At 39.8% G+C, this 20,442-nt stretch carries 17 protein-coding genes; 12 read left to right on the top strand and 5 right to left on the bottom strand.

Annotated features, from left to right (window positions below; genetic code table 11):
* Nucleotides 1–198: 198 nt before the first annotated feature.
* Nucleotides 199–627: a PepSY-like domain-containing protein gene (locus NMS_RS11225; RefSeq protein WP_041497682.1), complete on the top strand. Its 429-nt coding sequence runs from the start codon at nt 199–201 to the stop codon at nt 625–627.
* 41 nt (nt 628–668) lie between these two features.
* On the opposite strand, the gene NMS_RS11220 is transcribed toward NMS_RS11225, so the two are convergent.
* Nucleotides 669–1,823: a PAS domain-containing sensor histidine kinase gene (locus NMS_RS11220; protein WP_041496844.1), complete on the bottom strand. Its 1,155-nt coding sequence runs from the start codon at nt 1,821–1,823 to the stop codon at nt 669–671.
* A 343-nt stretch (nt 1,824–2,166) separates the two neighbouring features.
* Here NMS_RS11220 and NMS_RS11215 point away from each other — a divergent pair, with 343 nt between their 5' ends.
* Together NMS_RS11215 and NMS_RS11210 are read left to right on the top strand one after the other, a co-directional pair.
* On the top strand, nt 2,167–3,093 hold the full coding sequence (locus NMS_RS11215; protein WP_041496842.1) for an EamA family transporter: 927 nt from the start codon (nt 2,167–2,169) through the stop codon (nt 3,091–3,093).
* A 238-nt stretch (nt 3,094–3,331) separates the two neighbouring features.
* Complete coding sequence (locus NMS_RS11210) at nt 3,332–3,841, top strand: PepSY domain-containing protein (RefSeq protein ID WP_041496841.1); 510 nt, start codon at nt 3,332–3,334, stop codon at nt 3,839–3,841.
* Between the two features lie 144 nt (nt 3,842–3,985).
* Here NMS_RS11210 and NMS_RS11205 read toward each other — a convergent pair whose 3' ends face one another.
* Together NMS_RS11205 and NMS_RS11200 are read right to left on the bottom strand one after the other, a co-directional pair.
* The gene (locus tag NMS_RS11205; RefSeq protein ID WP_041496840.1) at nt 3,986–5,536 is read right to left on the bottom strand and encodes a M20/M25/M40 family metallo-hydrolase; all 1,551 of its coding nucleotides are present in this window, start codon (nt 5,534–5,536) and stop codon (nt 3,986–3,988) included.
* A gap of 91 nt (nt 5,537–5,627) precedes the next feature.
* Nucleotides 5,628–6,512: a dienelactone hydrolase family protein gene (locus tag NMS_RS11200; RefSeq protein ID WP_041496838.1), complete on the bottom strand. Its 885-nt coding sequence runs from the start codon at nt 6,510–6,512 to the stop codon at nt 5,628–5,630.
* Between the two features lie 247 nt (nt 6,513–6,759).
* On the opposite strand from NMS_RS11200, the gene NMS_RS11195 reads away from it, so the two are divergent.
* Entirely contained in the window at nt 6,760–6,951 is a 192-nt protein-coding gene (locus tag NMS_RS11195; protein WP_041496837.1) for a cold-shock protein, read from the top strand.
* Nucleotides 6,952–7,067: 116 nt separating this feature from the next.
* Here the strand turns inward: NMS_RS11195 and NMS_RS13940 are convergent, their stop codons facing one another.
* Complete coding sequence (locus NMS_RS13940) at nt 7,068–7,217, bottom strand: hypothetical protein (protein WP_158449005.1); 150 nt, start codon at nt 7,215–7,217, stop codon at nt 7,068–7,070.
* Between the two features lie 97 nt (nt 7,218–7,314).
* On the opposite strand from NMS_RS13940, the gene NMS_RS11190 reads away from it, so the two are divergent.
* The 5 genes from NMS_RS11190 (at nt 7,315) to NMS_RS11170 (ending at nt 15,379) form a co-directional block, all read left to right on the top strand.
* Nucleotides 7,315–9,309 carry a tetratricopeptide repeat protein gene (locus tag NMS_RS11190; protein WP_041496836.1) on the top strand — a complete coding sequence of 665 codons (1,995 nt, stop codon included), beginning with the start codon at nt 7,315–7,317 and terminating at the stop codon, nt 9,307–9,309.
* 14 nt (nt 9,310–9,323) lie between these two features.
* The gene (locus tag NMS_RS11185) at nt 9,324–9,827 is read left to right on the top strand and encodes a hypothetical protein (RefSeq protein WP_041496835.1); all 504 of its coding nucleotides are present in this window, start codon (nt 9,324–9,326) and stop codon (nt 9,825–9,827) included.
* A gap of 11 nt (nt 9,828–9,838) precedes the next feature.
* Nucleotides 9,839–12,079, top strand: a complete 2,241-nt coding sequence (locus tag NMS_RS11180; RefSeq protein WP_041496834.1) for a caspase family protein — start codon at nt 9,839–9,841, stop codon at nt 12,077–12,079.
* An 18-nt stretch (nt 12,080–12,097) separates the two neighbouring features.
* On the top strand, nt 12,098–13,093 hold the full coding sequence (locus tag NMS_RS11175; RefSeq protein ID WP_041496832.1) for a toll/interleukin-1 receptor domain-containing protein: 996 nt from the start codon (nt 12,098–12,100) through the stop codon (nt 13,091–13,093).
* 255 nt (nt 13,094–13,348) lie between these two features.
* Nucleotides 13,349–15,379 carry a M13 family metallopeptidase gene (locus NMS_RS11170; protein WP_041496831.1) on the top strand — a complete coding sequence of 677 codons (2,031 nt, stop codon included), beginning with the start codon at nt 13,349–13,351 and terminating at the stop codon, nt 15,377–15,379.
* A 225-nt stretch (nt 15,380–15,604) separates the two neighbouring features.
* Here NMS_RS11170 and NMS_RS11165 read toward each other — a convergent pair whose 3' ends face one another.
* Nucleotides 15,605–16,357, bottom strand: a complete 753-nt coding sequence (locus NMS_RS11165) for an arylesterase (protein ID WP_041496829.1) — start codon at nt 16,355–16,357, stop codon at nt 15,605–15,607.
* 30 nt (nt 16,358–16,387) lie between these two features.
* On the opposite strand from NMS_RS11165, the gene NMS_RS11160 reads away from it, so the two are divergent.
* The 3 genes from NMS_RS11160 to NMS_RS11150 are packed head-to-tail and all read left to right on the top strand — an operon-like array spanning nt 16,388 to nt 20,442.
* Complete coding sequence (locus NMS_RS11160) at nt 16,388–17,077, top strand: ABC transporter ATP-binding protein (protein WP_041496828.1); 690 nt, start codon at nt 16,388–16,390, stop codon at nt 17,075–17,077.
* Between the two features lie 47 nt (nt 17,078–17,124).
* Nucleotides 17,125–19,617, top strand: coding sequence for an ABC transporter permease (locus tag NMS_RS11155; protein ID WP_041496827.1), 2,493 nt, complete (start codon nt 17,125–17,127; stop codon nt 19,615–19,617).
* A 39-nt stretch (nt 19,618–19,656) separates the two neighbouring features.
* Nucleotides 19,657–20,442 carry a class I SAM-dependent methyltransferase gene (locus NMS_RS11150; RefSeq protein ID WP_231862388.1) on the top strand — a complete coding sequence of 262 codons (786 nt, stop codon included), beginning with the start codon at nt 19,657–19,659 and terminating at the stop codon, nt 20,440–20,442.

The raw sequence follows: 20,442 nt of genomic DNA, 5'->3' as shown, positions 1-20,442 counted from the left end.
CAATCCTACATGTATAAAATCGTGCCATTGTATCAATAATAACAAAAATGTCAAATACTTTTTTCAACATGTCCTTGATCACATGACAAAAGTTAAGGAATGTTCAATTTTTATAACTATTAGGTAATCTTAAGCCAATTGGTAGTTTGTAAACACCTGAAACTGCTGTATTGACTTAGGTTTGCCTTAAAAATGATCATGAAGAATATAGCCTCCTTATTTATTTTAATTCTTGTGATAGGAACGGCAAGCTGTCAAGATTCAAAAGACAAAAAGGCACCTCAATCAGTAGTTGCTAATTTTCAAGCCAAGTATCCTGGAGAAACTGACCCAGATTGGCATTTAGATTCCAACGGGCTTTGGGAAGCCAACTTCAAAATTAATGGAGAAAGATATAGGGCTGATTTTGAACCTAACGGTTTATGGGTAGAAACAGAAAATTCTATAAAAAAATCTGAATTACCAGAAGCTATTAAGTTAGCAATCGAGAAAGATTACAAAGATCTAAAAATTACAGAGGTGGAACGCGTTCAACATTACAGTAAAGGTTGGTTCTACGATGTAGAATTCAAACAAGAAGGCAAAAAAATGGATGTGGAGTACCGTGAGGACGGCACCTCTCTCTAGACACTATTCTTTAGAAAAGCAGCTCTCAGAGCCGCTGTTTTTTATACAAGACTTCCTTTAGGCATATGAATTGTAAGCGTGGTTCCATCAGTTTCGTTGGAAATGAATGTAATGTTACCACCGTGAAATTGAGCTATCATCTTAGCAATATAAGTTCCTAGACCAGTACCTCTTTCTTTTCCTGACGTAGTATACTTGTCGAAAAAACGATCTTGAATACTAGTGGGAATCGCACCTTGATTTGATATATTGATTTTAAATTCTTCATCACTAATAATCTGTATAGAGATTAAATTACCATTAGGAGAAGCTTCTACTGCATTACCTATTAAATTTTGAAATAAGTGTTCTAAATAAAACTGGTCGCCTTTAATAATAAGCTCATCTTCACCGGGCTCGACTTCAATACCATTGTTCTGCAATTGAATTTCTAAATTTTTCTCAGCGATCACATCTTGATAATCCTTTGTAACTGTAGCTATTGCGGCGATAATGTCAAATTCTTCAATATTAGGCTGATATTCGCCTCGTTCCATCTTGGCATAATCTCTCGCCGAAGAAAGTAAATGTAACGTGTCTTTCCCTACACGTTTGATGGTGTCAATCCACTTGCGTTGAGCATCATCGATAGAAGAATTTGACAAGATCGTGGCAATACTTACAATAGAGCTTAAACGATTTCTTAAATCATGTTCCGCAAGGCGATTGGCAATATCTTGTGTTTCTAATTTTTTTTCAAGAATGTCAATGGTTGTTTCTAGCCTTATAATAGTATCCTCTAATTCTTCAGCTCGAACTACTAGCGTCATTTTACGCTTCTCGTTCGTTTTTTCATCCCTTAAAAAAGCTGCATTAGCAATTATATCAAATTTGTCTCCATTTTTATCTTGAACTTCCCATCGCCCTTGCAGTTCATATTCCTTTTCCATGAATTCATCATGGTGGCGCATTAATAGGTCTCTAAGATGTTCAGGAACAACATTTGTAAATTTTGAACCTACTAGTTCCTGCTTGGTATATCCATATATATCACAGTAGGTTGCGTTAACGTCTGTAAAATAACCTTCTGTGTTAGTGATACATATACCTATGGGCATATGCTGGAATAAATTGAAAGACAGTGCGTTCTGATTTTCAAATATTCCCTTGATAGAACGCAACTGATTCTGAGCACTCTCTTGTTTAGATACTTTCATTTGCCTAATGATGAGGTGAAAAAACATTACAAATATAATGACCACCTCATTATTTGCATGGGATATGTAGGATTAAACTGTCTTGCGTGGGATAATTGGATAATTTCGCTTTCGCGAAAGCGAACTCACAACCTAATTAGATCAAGCCTTATAGACTTGTCAATTCATTCAACTAGTCCCTTAGATAAACTTTAAATCTCACTATTTAGTTGTCCCGTAGTCCGATTAGACGTCAATATGAGCATCGATTAATTCGATATAACGCTTCAGATCAAGAGCTATAAAAGTAGTAGTATTGCAGGCTTATTAAAGTCGGTGATCTGGCTTTTCAGATTTGTATTGAATGAAGTTTTCCCGTAATACTTGGTTATTAATCATTGCGTTCTTTTGCGTTTATGTATTCTGGGGCAGCACCTACTTGTGGAATAAAATGGCGGTTCAAGAACTACCGCCCTTCTTCCTAGCCTCCATACGATTCTCATCAGCCAGTGCGATTATTTTTGCGATCTCTAAAGTTTTGGGATACAGCCTAGCGATTACACGCAAGCAATTATTCAATTGCGTTCTAGCGGGATTTCTATTTCTTGCCTATGGTAACGGTGTTTTTGTATGGTCGCTGAAATGGGTAGACTCGGGATTTGCGTCTTTGTTAGCTGCATTACAACCTTTAATCATATTACTCATGATGCGCATCATACAGCGTAAAAGGTTACAATGGAAATCCATGGTAGGAGTAACATTAGGGTTGATAGGAATGTATGTGCTGGTAAGTCAAAATGATATCATAGCTAAAGAAGGAATGGTCATAGGTATTCTCATGATTTTTACATGTTTGATCGCCTGGTGTAGCGGTAGTTTATTTGTTGCCAAAGCAGACTTACCATCCAATTTCTTTGTAACCACTGCGTATCAAATGGCTTCCGCAGCCCTGATTCTGGTGGTTGCGAGTTTGTTATTCGGAGAATCCTGGAAGTCTCCGCTGGACTGGCAAACGCAAACACAGGTTTCTTTGATTTGTTTGACCCTTTTTGGGAGTATTGCTGCATTTACATCCTTCAACTATTTGCTCAAGAATGTGTCACCTGAAAAGGTATCTACATCAAGCTTTGTAAATCCAGTCATTGCCATTTTATTAGGCTGGTATTTTTTGGGAGAGGAGCTGAGCCTTCAAACTGGCATCGCGGCCTTGTTGCTGCTTACTGGTGTCTATTTCATCAACAGCAGGAAAAGAACAGCTGATGATATAATTGCAAGGAAACGACCTAGTTAATGGCTCTCCTGCTTATCTCGCTTTCGCGAAAGCGAAATAATCAACCAGTAAACCGTTATGCACGGAATCTTTCCTTTAGCTCAAGAGCTGAATAAGTAGATTCATTTCATTTGTCGTAGGTATGAAAGAATATGACCACACTCATATTTGTTCCGGTTATTGGAAAATAAATTGAGTTTGCTTTCTAGTTTTAGATCTCTATTGTAGTTTTGCTATTTAGAAATATTCCAAATAAATTATGAGTAGAAAAACTTCCAATAAAGCGAGAATGTACCACCGTTATCTAGGTTTTTTCCTGGCAGGCATCATGGCAGTTTATGCCATTAGTGGTATCACTTTAATATTTAGGGACACTGATGTATTTAAAAACAAGGTAGTTGTTGAAAAAAACTTAGAAACCAATCTTAGTGCAGAAGAGGTAGGGCAACAACTTAAGATAAAGAGATTTAAAGCTACATCTGAAACAGCATCTTTAATTGAATTTAAAAATGGTTCTTATAACAAAGAAACTGGGGCAGCAAGTTATACAAAGACAGAGACGCCGTATGTTTTGGGCAAAATGCAAAACTTTCATAAATCAGAGACTGGCGACCCATTGTACTACTTAAATATTTTCTTCGGTGTTAGTCTTTTGTTTTTTGTAGTGTCTGCGTTTTGGATGTTTTTACCTTCCACGCCTATCTTTAAGAAGGGAATGTATTTTGCCGGCGCAGGATTGGTCTTGGCATTGGTGCTTTTATTTGTTTAAAAAGCAAAAGCAAACTTTAGTATTCAAGTTGGTTTCCACTCAATTCAACTCACATAGGATGTGTTTTAGGTGACCCCATATTTGATGAAACAAAAAAGCCCTGAAGCGTCATGCTTCAGGGCTTTCTATTTATCGGTTATGTATTTAATCCATACCTCCTAAACGAGTAGGGGAGCGTGGAGTAGGCCATTCTCTAGGCTCACCTGTTCTGCGATCGACACCTAGTACTGCTTTTTCTCTGGAAGCTGTTTCTGGATCTTCACTGGCTTTGTAAGCCAAAATTGCAGTCAAGATCGCATTGTTGCGTACATCGTCAAAAACGATTTTATCATAGGTATCGCGATTCGTATGCCAGGTATAATTCCAATAATCCCAACTGATGGAGCTCAAACTAAATGCTGGCGCCCCAGCCGCCTGGAAAGAAGCATAATCAGAGCCACCACGAGCAGGCGCTCCAGGGAAACTGGTTTCAATGTGTTTCGTAATATCTTCAGGTACTGCATTTAACCAGCTGCTTAAATAATCGTAAGATCTTAGGAATCCGCCGCCTGATAGATTCACCACACGACCTGTTCCATTATCTTGATTGAAAACTGCTTGTACGTTTTCTACGATCTCTGGATGATCTTCTACATAAGCTCTAGATCCATTCAATCCTTGTTCCTCGCTACCCCATAGGCCGATGATGATGGTACGCTTTGGATTAGGGTAATGCTTTTTGAGCAATCGGGCGGCTTCCATCATTGTGATGGAACCTGTACCGTTATCTGTAGCTCCTGTACCACCGTCCCAAGAGTCGAAGTGTGCTGAAAGAACAACATATTCTTCAGGCTTTTCTGTTCCAGGAATTGTAGCTATCGTGTTGAAAGTAGGAACTTTACCTAATTCCTTAGACTCTGAAACTATGTGAACTTCTGGTTTATGACCTGATTCCGCTAGGCGGTATAACATTCCATAATCTTCTAATTCTAGATCAATCTCTGGAATCTTTTTAGTCCCAGCGCTAAAAATCTTGTTCACACCAAAACCTCTGGACCAGTTAGAAGAGACGATCGCGGCAGCGCCAGCATCTTCCAATACTTTATCAAGTTCTCTAGAATTGATGCCCATATTCCCAAAATTATCGCGGAATTCCTTAGACCGTTCGTCTCGATCTTCCTTCATTTTAGTAAAGGATTCTGGAGTTGCAAACTCTTCCCAGTTTTCATCTGGACGTCCTGTAGGCTGCGGCATAGAAGTTAAAATAATTTTTCCTTCAATTGTTTTGAGCCAGTTTTGGAATTCGCCAGCATTTTTGACGGTTGGTAAAGTAACTACCTCGCCACGCACTCCTTTTTTAGAAGTGCTAGGACTCCATGCCAGTTGCATTCCTTGTAAACTTTGCACTCGAGGGGCTAGCATGTCTATGTGTGTGATACCACGTTCCCAACCACGCCATTCGCCATAGTTTTCAATTTCGGCATTGATACCCCAGTCTTTATATTTTGCTACCGCCCAGTCGCCAGCCGCTTTCATTTGTGGTGAGCCTACCAATCTAGGTCCCACCACATCCATCAATTCATGGGCTAGACTTTCTAGTTGAGAGTTTTCGGTTCCTTCTTTTACTATCGCATCAACGACGGGATCTTCCGTTTGCGCAAATAGCATGCTGCCTGACAGCAGCAAAGAGGATAATAATAAAGTGGTTTTTTTCATTGGTTTTATTTTTAATTTATTGATTGTTAGTTGAGATATGTATGTGAAGTTCGCTTTCGCGAAAGCGAACTTATTTCAAATCTTTAGTTAATTAAGTGCTCAAGTGTTTTGTGAAGAAATCTATGGTACGACTCCAGGCGAGCTCTGCCGCTGGTTGATCGTACCTGGGAGTAGAGTAATTGTGAAACCCATGATTCACACCATCATAAAAATGCGCAGTGTGCTCTATATTGTTAGCTTCTAACACTTTATCGAACGCAGGATAACCGGAATTCACACGCTCGTCTAGTCCTGCGTATTGCAATAGGAGCGGTGCTTCAATTTCCGCCGCCTGATCATCTTCTGGTTGACGGCCATAAAAGGGAACCGCAGCACCTAAACCAGGTAATTGCACCGCCATCATGTTAGCTACCCAACCACCAAAACAGAATCCCACCACGCCAACTTTACCATTACAATCTGGATGATTTTTCAAGTAATTATAAGCTGCAATAAAATCCTCCAGCATTTCAAGACGGTCTCTTTTACTTTGCATTTTTCGGCCTTCATCATCGTTTCCAGGATAACCACCTAGAGGGGTCAATGCATCTGGCGCTAGGGTAATGAATCCATCAATGGCACCTTGACGGCCTACATCTTCCACATAAGGATTCAGCCCTCGATTTTCATGAACCACAACGATACCAGGATGTTTACCAGTGTTTGAAGGTCTGGAAAGCAGTCCTCGAATGGTACCGCCGCCTTTAGGAGATTCGTAAGTTATCCATTCACTTTGGAATCGATTGTCATCTTCAGCAATGATCTTATCGGTATAATCAGGTGTGATAAAACTTAATAAAGAAGGTAAAGTGACAGCTCCTACAGCAAATACAGATAGTCGCTCTATAAAAACCCTGCGGTCAATTTTATTGTGTGCGTAATCGTCGTATAGGTCAAATACTTCTTGAGACAAATCTTCCTTGCGCAATTGTGCCATGGTTGGTATTTAATTATGGGTGTCTAAAGCTAATCAAAACCTCTCACTTTTAAAATATAGAGACATTTTGAGGGTACATGTATGACAGTTTTTAAGAAACTGCAATTTTAATTAGCGCTGTTTAAGTGCTTTAAACAGTAAGTTGTTGATTATCAAAAACTTTTTATTGAAACTTTAATGCATAATTGGCTATTAGTTTCAATAATAAGATGATATTTGCATCATAAATTATTTTAAATACATTACAATGAGTACAGGAACAGTAAAATTTTTCAATGAAACTAAAGGTTTCGGATTCATCACTGAAGAAGGTGTTGATAAGGACCACTTCGTACATATCTCAGGATTGATCGACGAAATTCGCGAAGGCGATGAAGTATCTTTTGATCTTAAAGAAGGAAACAAAGGATTGAACGCTGTAAACGTAAAAGTTCTATAATTAGACTTTATCGCAGTAACCTAAGTTTCTAGATACCGCAAGGTATTAGGAATTGAAATTCAAAACCCATCGAGATTCGATGGGTTTTTTTGTGTCCAGTTTTCAAGTTTGAAAAACTATTTCGGGTTGATACTCACACCTGGCTTTGAGGTGCCTTGTTTAGGATTGATACTCACACCTGGCTTTGAAGTCTCTCCGCCTTTTGGTTTGATGGTGGGACTTGGTTTAGAAGTTCCCTCATTTACTGGCTTTTTAGAATCGCTCATGATAGTGGATTTAAGTTCATATTAATTTCATGGTTAAGTTAGTAATTATTTATCATAAATCATTAAATTTCAGTTTATTAAGTGATCCTAACCAACTATGACAGTAAAATCCTTCATAAAGGAGTGTCAAAATAAGGACGTGCACAAGCTGATTTCCATCTATCTGGTTTCCACTTGGGTACTGCTCCAAGTGCTTGCTGTAGTATGGGAACCTATAGGTTTGCCTAAAAAGTCAGTTACCATTCTTATTTTGATATTGGTTCTTGGTTTTCCTTTTTATCTCTATTACATCTATCAATTCAGGATTGATACAGATGTCGACCCTAAAAAATCTCCAGAGAAAGCGCTGTCCATTGCTTCCTTTAAAAAAATGTATTTTTCTACGGTTTCCATTTTCGCCGTTTTTTGTGCATTTACTGCTGTTATTATAACTAAGGCTAATTTCTTCCAAGGTGCAACTGGAAAAGATTTAGTATCTACTGAACTGGTCGATGCAAACTCCCTGATTCGAGACGGCGATAGAATTGCGGTTCTCAAATTCGGTAACAACACTTCGTTGGAAGAGTTTGACGTAGTTGGTAAAATGGCAGCCGACTGGATTATTCAAGGAATAAATGAAAAAGAAATTGGTCAAGTCATTTCCGCCGAAACGATTATGCAGTACTCTAAGGACTTTGGACTGCAAAGCGACATCAATGAGCAAGAAATATTAAATCAGTACATCAAGCCTAGCAAAATAGTTACAGGAAGCTATTACCTAGATGACGACCAGTTGGTTTTGCACAGTGCAGTGATTGATGGGGTCACCTCAGAAATTTTAATGTCTTTCCAACCTCAATATTGTGATGGTGATAATCCACTAGAATGTGTAGAGAATGCTAAACAATTGATAATGAGCTATCTGTTTCTGGAGGACAAAGACCCCATGCTCAATCTTCAAAAGACACCACCCAGATTCAAAGCGTATCAGTATTTTCTAGAAGCAAAAATAAATACAGATAACCCAGAGAGGTATCTGGAATTATTGAATAAAGCTATAGAAGAGGACCCTAATTATTTTGAACCCCAGGTCATGCGTGTTGCCTATTACTATGGTAAAGGCGAATTTGAGATGGCAGATTCCCTGCGTCAAACTGTACAACTCACCGCTTATGACAATAAACGGCAAAACAATTTATTAGAGCACTATGAGGCGCTCATGGCAGGAAATAACGATCGTATTTATGAGACGTTGCTTAAAGAATATCGTTATGCACCTCGAGATTTGACCACTAATAGTACTACAATGACCGTAGCGCAGCAATATGTAAATAGACCTATTGATGTGGCGCCCGTGTTTCAAATGATCTCTATGCAGGGAGTAGATTTAAAAGAATGTTCCGCCTGCGTGATACGCTATTATGTTCATGCTTTGGCAGAAATTGAATTAGGCTCCTACCAGTCTGTAATCGATTCTTTGCGGCCTTTAGTGGTACGATTAGACGGCTCATATTTGATAACAAAGCCCTTGATCGCAGCTTATGTAAGGAGTAATAAACCTGATGAAATAAAGAAACTTCTAGCAATCAAAGTCATTACAAGGAATCCAGATCAATTGGCCGAATATCATTTATATGCGGGTAAGGAGGCATTGTTGATGGGGAATACCGCTTTCGCGAAAGCGAACTTCTCTAAAACTTTGCAAACACTTACAAATGATATCAATACATCGAGTCTGGAGGCACTTTACTTTTCTGGTGAAATAACCGATGCCCTGTTGCTCGCACAGCAATTGTTAGAAAAAAATCCCGAAAACGCCTGGCTACTCTCTTATAATGCCATTCTACAATTTAAAGTAGGCAACGAGAAAAACGTGATGAAGTATTTGAACGCCATAGAATCAGGTAGGAAAGCATACGATTATGGCGCAACTGAATACCACCTTGCAAGATTTCATGCTGCTGCAGGTTATGATCAAAAAGCTCTAGAATTACTAGGTAAATCCATTGCCGCTGGAAATATATATACCCCAGCAACCTTCCAAAATGACCCTCATTTTGCAGATTTAAACAAAACCCCTGAATTTAAAAGAATCATGAATTACTGGCACTAACTAAAATCGAACCTATGACTGTTCAAGAATTTATTGCGCTCATTGATGCTATCATCTGGCCTGCAAGCCTTATAATCATTATTTTGCTATTCAGGAAATCCATATCGCGCTCCTTTAGTAGACTAGGCTCCATTACGGCTAATTCTAGTGGCCTTTCCTTGAACTTTGAATCTGCTTTAGCAGAAGCTCAAGAGGTTTTCGACCTTGAGAGTTCTAGCCCTCAAGCCAAGTCATTTAATGGGATCCATGGTACTTCTATAACCGCCAGACCATATGAACAATTAGTAGCAATTAAAAAATCCATCGAGTCTACCTTACTCGAATTAGCTGTAGAAAATTCGATTTCCATCAAAGGAAAGAAACTTCAAACGATCTCTTCCCAGTTGGCTCAACAACAGGTGTTTTCACAAACTAAAAATGAAAAAATGGCGGCTTTGCTCACTGCTGTTGATAGTGCTCCACTTAGTATTAATCATCACCAGGTAGCAGTGTTACAACGATTGCACGACGCCATTTAATTCATGAAATTATGTCCAGCTTAGAAAATGCCTATGCACTACTTATAGGAGTAGGAGCAGATTTACCAGCCAGTGTGCGGGACGCTGCTGCCATTGCAGCGCTATTGTCAAACCCTGAGATAGCAGGTTATAAAAAAGAAAACATACACTTACTAACGGAAGAGCAAGCTACTCGTGATAGAATCCTCAATGCCTTTGACGACTTAATTGACAAAGTAGATGAAAATGCCTCTGTAATATTGTTTTACTCCGGTCATGGAGGAACCTATAGCGATAATGACATTATTGAGCTAGAACAGGGAGGAAAGAACTTGAAGTCGGACCATGAAAATCAATCGCATTACTACTGGGTGCCTAATGACTTTGATCCTAAGAATTACCGTACGACCTGGCTGCTTGCGACAGAGCTTAAAGAAAAGTTACAAAAGCTTCAAACAAGACGGTTAATATTAATGCTCGATTGCTGCCATGCTGAAGGCATGACTAAAGCTGGTCCAGATATAAGTAAGTCTACTTTAAAGGAGCGATTGAAGAACCCAGAAGATATGATGCACAAGATCGACGATGGACGTGGTATGTCTATTTTATCATCCTGCCGTGCTGAAGAGCTTTCCTGGATCATCCCTAAAGATGCCCCTCATAGTTTATTTACAAAATGTTTGCTGGAAGTTTTACAAGGGACTCATCGGGATGATTTTAATGAAGAGTATGTGCGAATGACTGATGTCATCAATCACATCATGCGTAAAGTTCCTGAGATCAAGAGCATACAGCGACCGTTTGTAACGCTTCAAATGTATGACGACTTTATTCTAAGCAAAAATACCAATAAGAATGAACCTATAACTCAAGTAGCCGATTTAAACGCAGTGCCCAGCATGAGTAAAGAAACAGATGCCGAAATTGTGACCAGCTTCAGAGAAAATCATGGTGTCAATGCAGCATTATTTATACATGGGTTTTCAGGTCAGGCACATGAATCTTTTGGGGTGATTCCTAAATTATTAGCTCAAGATTCTCAAATGGATGGTTGGGATTTATTTCCCATAGGCTTCTCAGAGAATTTTACGCCAGAGATGGGACATGACATATGGGCGAGCCCACTAGACTTACAAAAACTAGCTGATAATATTGTTTCAAGTTTTCGTTACAAATTTGAAAACTACAAACGAGTAGCTTTAATAGGTCATAGTTTAGGAGGGTTAGCAGTACAGCAGGCCATCTTAGAAATGAGTCCTGAAGAGCGGGAAAGAATAAGTCATGTCATATTTATGGGAACACCTCATAAAGGCTTGCAAATTAATTCTAACAATTCTATAGAGAAAAGAGCATCTGATTACGATCGTCAAGGTTCTTTGATAACGAAGTTAAGGCAAGACTGGAGTCAAGCCTTCGAAGAACGGATGCCTTTCAAGTTAGCTAATGCTATAGGTACGCAAGACGCTACCATTACTATAGATACGGCTTTCGGAGTGTTTGATCCATCAAACGACATACTTATAGAGGGAGATCACTTTTCCATGGTACAGCCAGAAGACACCCATCATGATGGATATCAATTGATTATAAAGACATTGACGGATAGTCAATTTGCAATTCAATACACCAATAAAGAGGAAATCAATTTACTTCTAGGTAATTATGATGCCGTGGTTAGAGAATTATGGCCAGATCGAATGGAATTAGGAGCTAAAGGAGTTCGCAACTTATTATTTGCATTAGAAGGATTAGACCGTCTAGATGACGCCATTGAATTAGCCGAAAATAAGGTGGAAGAGAGTGAAAGCCTTCATCTGTTTGGTTTGCTAGCGGGTAGAGTAAAACGACGGTATTTACAAACAATGAAAGATGCTGATGGGGACTTGAGTTTTAAGCTCTACAAAAAAGCATATGATATGGCCGTAGCAGAAAACAACAACGATCAGCAATATTTTTTGGCGATCAATCTCGCATTCCTCAGCCTGATACATGAGGAATATCGAAGCATGATGCAGAAATATGCCACGCTTTCGCGAAAGCTAGCTCAACAAGATCCTTTTGATAGCATTTGGAAAGCAGCCACTATTGCTGAATCAAGCATGTATCTCGCAGATTTTGAGGCGGCTAAGGAACAGTATGCCATCGCAGCAGCTGATGCTGGAGTCCGAGAGAAAATATCGATGCACACGAATGCCTATCTCGCATACACGACCTTGAAACAAACTACCGACGATGAATTTGTCCGTTTTCTGAAAAGAACATTCTTAAGCTAACCACTAAATACCAATCCTATGAAACGATTATTTATAAGTTATTCCAGAGCAGATAAGGAATATGTCAGGCACCTCGTTGATGTACTGCGCAAACAAGATTTTGAGATATGGTTTGATGAGCAAATCCCAGTAGGTCAAGGCTGGGACGATGTTCTAGAGGCACAGATCAAAAAAGCAGATGCGATGATATTGGTGTTGTCATGTACCTCAGTAGCTTCTGAAAACGTTAAGGATGAAATCGCATTTGCAAAACATTCTAACATTCCTGTGGTGCCCATCAAGATCGAAGAATGTAACGTTCCACTTAGAATGGTACGAACTCAATTTATTGATTTCACGCTAGGTTTTGATGTTGGCGCGCAGCGACTGGTAGACGATTTGAGAGTTCAATTTGAAAAAGAAGCTGCCAAGAGTGGAGAACCTGGTGCAGCAGCTATTCCTACTAGAAAGAAGAAGATTAAGCGCGTTTATACGAGAAAAAAACCGTGGAAGGCTTACATCATTGGAGCTGCTGCGGCAATTATACTTCCGTTTTTACTGGTGTGGATGTTTGATTCTGATGCAGTAGAAGATACAAGTGACGACCTTGCGCAAGAGATCGTCAATGATGATGCCGCATGGGCAGATGCCGTGGAGGCAAATACGCTCAACATATACACCGATTACCTTATAGAATTTGAAGAAGATGCAATTCATTATGATGAAGCGAGAGAACGCATAGCTTCTTTTATGGACGCTACCGGCTATGTTCCCGTAATAGTTGATGGCGAAAAGGTGATCGAAGTGGAGATTTTTAACAAGAACAAAGATGCTGAAGGCTATCCATTACCAGATAATGTCATCTACCCTACAAAAACGGTCAAGATCTATGAGTCGCCTATGGTCAACGGTCAGACTGCCACAATGAAGAGTGATGTTTTGGTCAAAGATCAACCTGTCATAGTTATGGACATAGAACAGGATGCAGAAACCTATGAAATTTGGCTAAAAGTTGCCTATCAACAGGATTATTAGAACCCGAATTGTAAAGGAATAGGAGATGCTGTTCTAGTTAAGAATAGCAGCTTATACGAGCATCCTGATAGTGATCCTGAAGCCTATTATATGAGTGGTGAAATTTTGGCGGCACAGCACATATTATACGTCATAGAAAGAATTCCTGCGCAGGATGGAACCATATGGTACTATGTCGCTTATAGAGATTAGCATGATTAAGAATTGATCTAAGCAAAGGTCTTATTAGTATATTTGATCAAACCCTGTTCACTTATGAAAAACCTTGTATACCTAGGTATTTTGGCGCTTTTAGCGACCTCTTGTAAAAGCGATACTTCTACAGACCCTATGCCTGTTCCTGTAAAAGATAGGACGGTTGTATTTGATGGCATTACTGATTCTATTGCCCCTGGAGATAATTTTTACGATCACGTTAATAAAACCTGGTATGAGAATACACCTATTGCAGACGACCAAGTAGGAGTAGGTGCTTATAGATTTTTAAACATACCGCAGCAGGAATTGTTAAGAGAAATACTAGAAAACGTTTCTAAAAAAGAGTCTGTTAAAGGTAGTGTGGAGCAACAAGTAGGTGATTTCTATGCATCAGGAATGGATACGGTAAAAATCAATGAGCGAGGAATGAAGCCTGTGCAACCTATTTTAAAAAGGATTGACACGATTACTGATGTTCCTTCCATGATGGGCTTTGTGGCGCAACAAGTCAAATCAGGAGATTATTCTATTGTGAATCCATACGTTTCACCAGATCAAGAGAATAGCAAAATGAATATCCTACACGTTTCACAAACGGGTCTGGGATTGCCTGATCGAGATTATTATTTTGCGGAGGATGCATCGGTGGCTGCTATTCAAAAAGCTTATAAAGAATATGTAGCTCGTTTGTTTGAATTGGCTGGTATGGATAACGCTTTCGCGAAAGCGGAAACAGTTTACAACATAGAAAAGCAATTGGCTTCATCACACAAGACTCGCGTGGAACGCCGTAATGTGAAAGAGAATTATAACTTAACATCAGTAGATCAACTTCAAAACACCCAAAAGAACATAGGTTGGAATAGTTTACTGAAGAATCTAGGAGCAGAAGCTGAGATGATAGATGTGGAGCAGCCAGGGTATTACAAAAAATTAAATAGCATGCTCGCCAGCGTTCCATTGAACGATTGGAAATTGTATTTAAAAGCGAACTCTCTAAATGCTCATGCCGACTTACTAAGCCAACCTTTTCAAGACGCGACATTTGCTTATTCTAAGGTTCTCTCTGGTCAATCAGAGCAGCAATCTAGGTCAAAATTGATGACCAGGCGGGTGGATCAGCAATTAGGGTTTGCTCTGGGACAGCTTTATGTTAAACGTTACTTTAAAGAAGAAGCCAAAGAAAGAGCGCTGGATCTAGTGAATAATTTTCAGAAAACGCTGGAGAAACGCATCAACAATCTAGAGTGGATGAGCGATAGCACTAAAGTTAAAGCGGTGGATAAATTGTATGCGATCAATAAAAAAATTGGATATCCAGATGTTTGGAGAACTTATGATGCAAACATTGATCGCAATTCATTTTTTGAGAATGTGGTAGCACTGCGTCAGGATGAATTTAATTATGAACTAGCAAAACTAGGCAAGGAACCCAACAGGGACGAGTGGTACACCACGCCTTCTACTGTGACGGCTTATTACAACCCTTCCGCAAACGAAATCGTGTTTCCCGCAGGAATTTTACAAGCGCCTTATTTTGATTTATATGCAGATGATGCTGTGAATTATGGTGGTATCGGAATGGTTATAGGTCACGAATTTACTCATGCCTTTGATGATCAAGGCGCTCAGTTTGACAAGGATGGAAATGTTTCTAACTGGTGGACCGCTGAGGATTATACTAAGTTTCAAGCAAAAACTCAACAAATCATCGATCAGTACAGTCAGTTTACGGTTCTAGATGATGTTCACCTGAACGGAGCCTTGACGGTAGGAGAAAACACAGCGGATAATGGTGGCATCTCCATTGCCTATGATGCATTCCAATTAACAGATCAAGGTAAAGGCAATGAGAAAATAGGCGGTTATACTCCAGACCAGCGCTTCTTCCTTTCTATAGCCCGCATCTGGCGAGTGAAAATGCGTGATGAATTTTTAAGAAACTATGTGACTACAGATCCTCATTCACCGCCTACCTGGAGAGTCAATGGCCCATTAATGAATTTTACTCCATTCTATGAAGCCTTTGATGTGAAGGAAGGACAAGCTAATTACAAAACTGAAGAAGAACGTATTAAGATCTGGTAATGCGTTTAAATCTTCAAATTTAATTCTTAAGCTCCTGAGGTTGATCAGGAGCTTTTTTATTTGCTTAATCGCTATTTCAGAAATTTTGTAATCCGTTAAATAAATTACCGGAATGATTTGAAGTTTTAGCCTAGATCTGGAAAGTGCAATGAAACTTGGTATGAGTTCGCTTTCGCGAAAGCGAACAAACCCTTCCATTTATAGCTATAGGAGAAGTTAGTTTTTCTAAGACTCTGGCTCAATCACATCTTTCAAAACGTCCCAAACATTCTCTGCCACAATCTTGTGTCCTTCAACGTTGGGATGAATTCCATCTGCTTGATTCAGTGAAGCGATACCACCAACGTTCTCTAAGATAAAAGGAATCAATGCTATGTCATTTTGTTCAGCAAGTTCGATGAAAATAGATTTGAATTCATTCGTATAAGCTTGTCCCATATTAGGTGGTAATTGCATTCCGGCTAAAACGATTTTTGTCTGCGGGCTTTTGGTTTTTACAGCGTCTATGATGGCTTGTAAATTACCTCTAGTTTCTGATAAGGGCACACCGCGAAGTCCATCGTTAGCGCCTAATTCTAATACGAACACATCGATTTCCTGATTGAGAATCCATTCAATTCTGCTTCTACCGCCAGCTGTTGTTTCCCCACTTAGACCAGAGTTGACTACTTCATAATTCCACCCTAAAGAATCAATCTTTGTCTGAATAATTCCTGGAAAAGCATCATTTGTATCATCAAGTCCATAACCCGCAGTTATACTATCTCCAAAAAATAGGATGGTGGCATTGCTTGATGCCGTAGAGTTCTCATTTTCAGTTGTATAAGTACCGCTTTCAACCGCCGTCGATGGAGTTTCTGGATTGTTTTTGCAAGAAATCAGGGCCACTGCGACCATGATATAACAAAAGTTTATGAAGTTCCAACGTACTGAAATGCCTTTGTTTAAAAGGGTTTGTATAGTTTTAGACTTGAGCATGTACAATAGCGTTATTTAGAAGAAAATTGAATGTCAAAGATATTAAAGATTAGCGGGTTGGAAAAGACCTATACCAGCGGTTCCAAACAACTTACCGTTTTAAAAAACGTCACTTTTGAAGTGGAAAAAGGACAAACCTTCTCCATCGTCGGGCCTTCGGGTAGTGGAAAAACGACCTTATTGGGTTTGTGTGCAGGATTGGATGAGCCTAACGCTGGAACTGTAGATTTATGTGGTCATGATCTAAGTACCTTAAATGAAGACCAGCGTGCCGAATTACGCAATCGAGAAGTAGGTTTTATATTTCAAAACTTTCAATTGCTTCCTACACTCACTGCCTTAGAAAATGTGAGCGTCCCTTTAGAACTGCAAGGCGATAAAAAAGCTATCAGTAGGGCAAAAGAACTTCTTGAGAAAGTAGGTCTGCGCGATCGAGTAGATCATTACCCGTCACAACTATCTGGTGGGGAGCAACAACGGGTGGCACTCGCAAGAGCATTTTCCAATAGACCTTCTATATTGTTTGCAGATGAACCCACGGGAAATCTGGACGAGGAAACTGGTGAAAAGGTCATCCAATTATTGTTTGATCTCAATCAAGATGCTGGAACGACACTGGTGATCATATCTCATGATCTGGATCTTGCAGCGCGCACGCAGCAAATTCTCAGACTTAAAGGTGGTCAGATTGTTTCTAATCAATCTACAGCTGCGGTTTGAATAGATCTGAACTAACAACATCGACACAATGGTCTTGGCTATTTAAAATGGCCTGGCGAGATGCTAAAGCCAGCCGAACGCGACTACTGCTTTTCATGGCATCTATCATTTTAGGAATTGCTGCCGTAGTATCCATACAACTCTTCAGTCAAAATCTGACAGACAATATCCAGCGGCAGTCAAAATCACTTATGGGTGCTGATTTTATCATCGATAGTGATAATGTTCCTAATGAACGCGTTCAAGCCATTATTGACTCATTGCAGCCCGACGCAAAGGAGGTCAATTTTGTATCCATGATTGCGTTCCCAAAAAATCGAGGAACTAAACTAGTTAGCGTTCACGCTATTGATGGGGCTTTTCCATTTTACGGAAAAATGGAGACGCAACCTAGTACCGCATCTGCCAATTACCTAGATAATGACGGTGCCCTGGTAGATGCCACCTTAATGTTACAGTATAAAATCAAGCCTGGGGATTCTATAAAAGTAGGCGAATTGACTTTGCCGATATCAGGAACCCTCAAATCTATGCCAGGTAGTAATGCGATTTCAACATCCGTAGCGCCTATTGTTGTGATTCCATTTCAACTAGTAGATCAGACCGAGTTATTACAATTCGGTAGTAGAAAAGAATACCAGTTCTTTTTCAATCAACCAGACGCAGATCTAGAGGCGCTGGAAAATAGGGTAGAGCCCATGCTTGATAAATTAGATGCAGATCTGGATACCCACACCAGCACCAGCCGCAGACTGGGAAGGCGTTATGAAAATGTTGCTGTCTTTTTAAACTTGGCGGCCTTTATAGCATTACTCTTAGGCTGTGTGGGAATCGCGAGTTCTGTAAATATTTATATCAAAGAAAAACTTCAAGCGATTGCCGTGTTGAAATGTATGGGTGCTTCCCGTAAACAAAGTTTCCTTATTTTCTTAATCCAGATTGCGGGTATTGGACTGATAGGTGGTTTGATAGGTAGCGCTATTGGCGTAGCTATTTTAGAATTGTTGCCTTATTTATTGCAAGAGTTCCTTCCGTTTGATGTAGAAATAAGCATCAGCGCACAACCCTTATTGATAGGTGTGTTGTTGGGTGTGTTTATGTCGGTCTTGTTTGCTTTGTTGCCTTTGTTACGTACTTGGTACGTTTCGCCATTGGAAGTCTTACGTATGAGTAGTTCTAAGCCCGCAGCATCTAGAAAGGCTCGATATGGCGTAATCGGATTGATCTTGATCTTCTTATTTGGTTTTTCATTTTGGTTGCTTAGGGAAGCTCTGTTTGCGCTCTCGTTCATAGGTGGTGTGATCGTTACGTTTGCCATTCTTGCTGGTATTGCAATTGGTACCATGTCAGTGATTAAAAAGTACTTCCCTAGAAAAGCTTCTTTTACCACCAGACAAAGTTTATTGAACCTTTTCAGGCCTAACAACCAGACGGTAGTTTTGCTGGTCGCAATAGGATTAGGAACCTTCTTGATCAGCACGTTGTATTTTACTAAAGACATTTTACTTGATAAAGCAGAACTAGGTCAAACCGAAGAAAAGGCCAACCTAATCACTCTAGACGTGCAACCAGACCAGTTGGAGGCTGTGGTCGCAACGAATGCAGATAATCAACTCCCCATCATTGATAATATCCCATTGGTTACTATGCGCATGCACAGCATCAAGGGCAAACTGGTCAACAGCATCCGTACGGATACTACCACCCAAATACGCCGGTGGATCTTAAATCACGAATTTAGAACCACTTACAGAGATCATTTGATTCCGTCAGAAGAATTGGTTGCTGGAAATTGGATTCCTAAACAAGAGAATCGCAACGATATCAAGATCTCCATAAGCGATAATCTTGCTGAAGATGCTCAAATAGGAGTAGGGGACGCGGTAACTTTCAATGTGCAAGGAGTGCTAATGAAGACAACCGTAGGAAGTATTAGAAAAGTGGATTGGGCTAATCTGCAACTCAACTTTTCCATAGTTTTCCCAACGGGAGTTATGGAGGATGCTCCTCAATTTAATGTCTTGACAACTTATGCTGCGACACCAGAGCAATCGGCTGGGCTGCAGCAAGATTTGGTACGGGATTTTCCTAACGTTTCTATCATTGATTTACGCCAAGTGTACACGGTTGTAGAGGACATTCTAGACAAAGTTTCTTGGGTCATTAACTTCATGGCATTTTTCAGTATTCTTACTGGAATCATTGTTTTGATTGGGTCTGTAAGTACCAGCAAGTACCAGCGCATCAAGGAAAGTGTCTTGCTACGCACGCTGGGAGCAAAAAACAAACAGATACTCAAGATCACCGCATTGGAATATTTGTTCCTAGGAATATTAGGTAGTTTAGTAGGAATTCTACTGGCACTGGTGAGCAGTTTTCTACTCGCACTCATTGTTTTTAAAGAACCATTCCTGCCTTCTGGAGTTCCATTTTTAGTGTTTTTACCAGGAATATCGGTGTTGGTTCTGGCGATAGGCTTGAGCAATATACGTAGTGTCTTAAACAGTTCGCCTTTAGAGGTGTTGAGAAAGGCTGTGTAAATATTATAATCTGACTTGCAATTATTTAAATAGATTGATATGAAGTTTAAGTTGAGTTATTTAATGTGTGGGAATTTCGCTTTCGCGAAAGCGAAAACCCTATACCTATCAGCAATGATGGGCTTCTTGATAGTGCCTTTACAAAGCTGCAACAGTCAGAAAAAAGAATTACAAACCGAAACCACTAACGAAATCTATACCTATAAGTCCGGCGATTACAACGGGATAGGGAGGTGGTTCCTAGGTAGAGAAATTGCGCATGTGATGGGATTCCAAGGCATGGAATGGCTCAACCGTCCAGAACGGGAACAAGAAGAAAATGTTTCTGAACTCTTACAAAACATGGATATCCAGGCAGATGACGTGATTGCAGATATAGGCGCTGGATCTGGTTATCATACCTTTAAAATGGCTCGCATGGCAGACAAAGGATCCATTTACGCAGTAGATATTCAAGACGAAATGCTGACGGAAATACGTCGCCAACAGCAAATAAATGGACTAGATAACGTCAACCTGATCAAAGGCAGCGAACAAAGTGTGAATTTGCCAGAGAATAGCGTCGATAAAGTCCTGATGGTAGATGTGTATCACGAGTTCAATTACCCATTAGAGATGATGCAATCCATTAAAAATGCATTAAAAGCAGATGGCAAGGTGTTTTTGATCGAATACCGTGGTGAAGATCCACAAATCCCCATCAAAACCATCCACAAAATGACCGAGGCTCAATCTATCAAAGAATGGAATGCTGCTGGGTTCAAATTAGTCGAGAATATCGACAACTTGCCCTGGCAGCATTGCATGGTCTTTGAAAAAAAATAA

It is taken from the genome of Nonlabens marinus S1-08, from assembly GCF_000831385.1.
Taxonomy (GTDB): Bacteria; Bacteroidota; Bacteroidia; order Flavobacteriales; family Flavobacteriaceae; genus Nonlabens; species Nonlabens marinus.
The sequence above is the reverse complement of the archived record's forward strand: the minus strand, read 5'-3'. Positions and strand labels throughout refer to the sequence as shown.

Bases quoted from the DNA above. Each gene is read 5' to 3' on its own strand.
- NMS_RS11225 (WP_041497682.1), top strand. From the start codon at position 199: ATGAAGAATATAGCCTCCTTATTTATTTTAATTCTTGTGATAGGAACG.
- NMS_RS11220 (WP_041496844.1), bottom strand. From the start codon at position 1,823: ATGAAAGTATCTAAACAAGAGAGTGCTCAGAATCAGTTGCGTTCTATC.
- NMS_RS11215 (WP_041496842.1), top strand. From the start codon at position 2,167: ATGAAGTTTTCCCGTAATACTTGGTTATTAATCATTGCGTTCTTTTGC.
- NMS_RS11210 (WP_041496841.1), top strand. From the start codon at position 3,332: ATGAGTAGAAAAACTTCCAATAAAGCGAGAATGTACCACCGTTATCTA.
- NMS_RS11205 (WP_041496840.1), bottom strand. From the start codon at position 5,536: ATGAAAAAAACCACTTTATTATTATCCTCTTTGCTGCTGTCAGGCAGC.
- NMS_RS11200 (WP_041496838.1), bottom strand. From the start codon at position 6,512: ATGGCACAATTGCGCAAGGAAGATTTGTCTCAAGAAGTATTTGACCTA.
- NMS_RS11195 (WP_041496837.1), top strand. From the start codon at position 6,760: ATGAGTACAGGAACAGTAAAATTTTTCAATGAAACTAAAGGTTTCGGA.
- NMS_RS13940 (WP_158449005.1), bottom strand. From the start codon at position 7,217: ATGAGCGATTCTAAAAAGCCAGTAAATGAGGGAACTTCTAAACCAAGT.
- NMS_RS11190 (WP_041496836.1), top strand. From the start codon at position 7,315: ATGACAGTAAAATCCTTCATAAAGGAGTGTCAAAATAAGGACGTGCAC.
- NMS_RS11185 (WP_041496835.1), top strand. From the start codon at position 9,324: ATGACTGTTCAAGAATTTATTGCGCTCATTGATGCTATCATCTGGCCT.
- NMS_RS11180 (WP_041496834.1), top strand. From the start codon at position 9,839: ATGTCCAGCTTAGAAAATGCCTATGCACTACTTATAGGAGTAGGAGCA.
- NMS_RS11175 (WP_041496832.1), top strand. From the start codon at position 12,098: ATGAAACGATTATTTATAAGTTATTCCAGAGCAGATAAGGAATATGTC.
- NMS_RS11170 (WP_041496831.1), top strand. From the start codon at position 13,349: ATGAAAAACCTTGTATACCTAGGTATTTTGGCGCTTTTAGCGACCTCT.
- NMS_RS11165 (WP_041496829.1), bottom strand. From the start codon at position 16,357: ATGCTCAAGTCTAAAACTATACAAACCCTTTTAAACAAAGGCATTTCA.
- NMS_RS11160 (WP_041496828.1), top strand. From the start codon at position 16,388: ATGTCAAAGATATTAAAGATTAGCGGGTTGGAAAAGACCTATACCAGC.
- NMS_RS11155 (WP_041496827.1), top strand. From the start codon at position 17,125: ATGGCCTGGCGAGATGCTAAAGCCAGCCGAACGCGACTACTGCTTTTC.
- NMS_RS11150 (WP_231862388.1), top strand. From the start codon at position 19,657: ATGAAGTTTAAGTTGAGTTATTTAATGTGTGGGAATTTCGCTTTCGCG.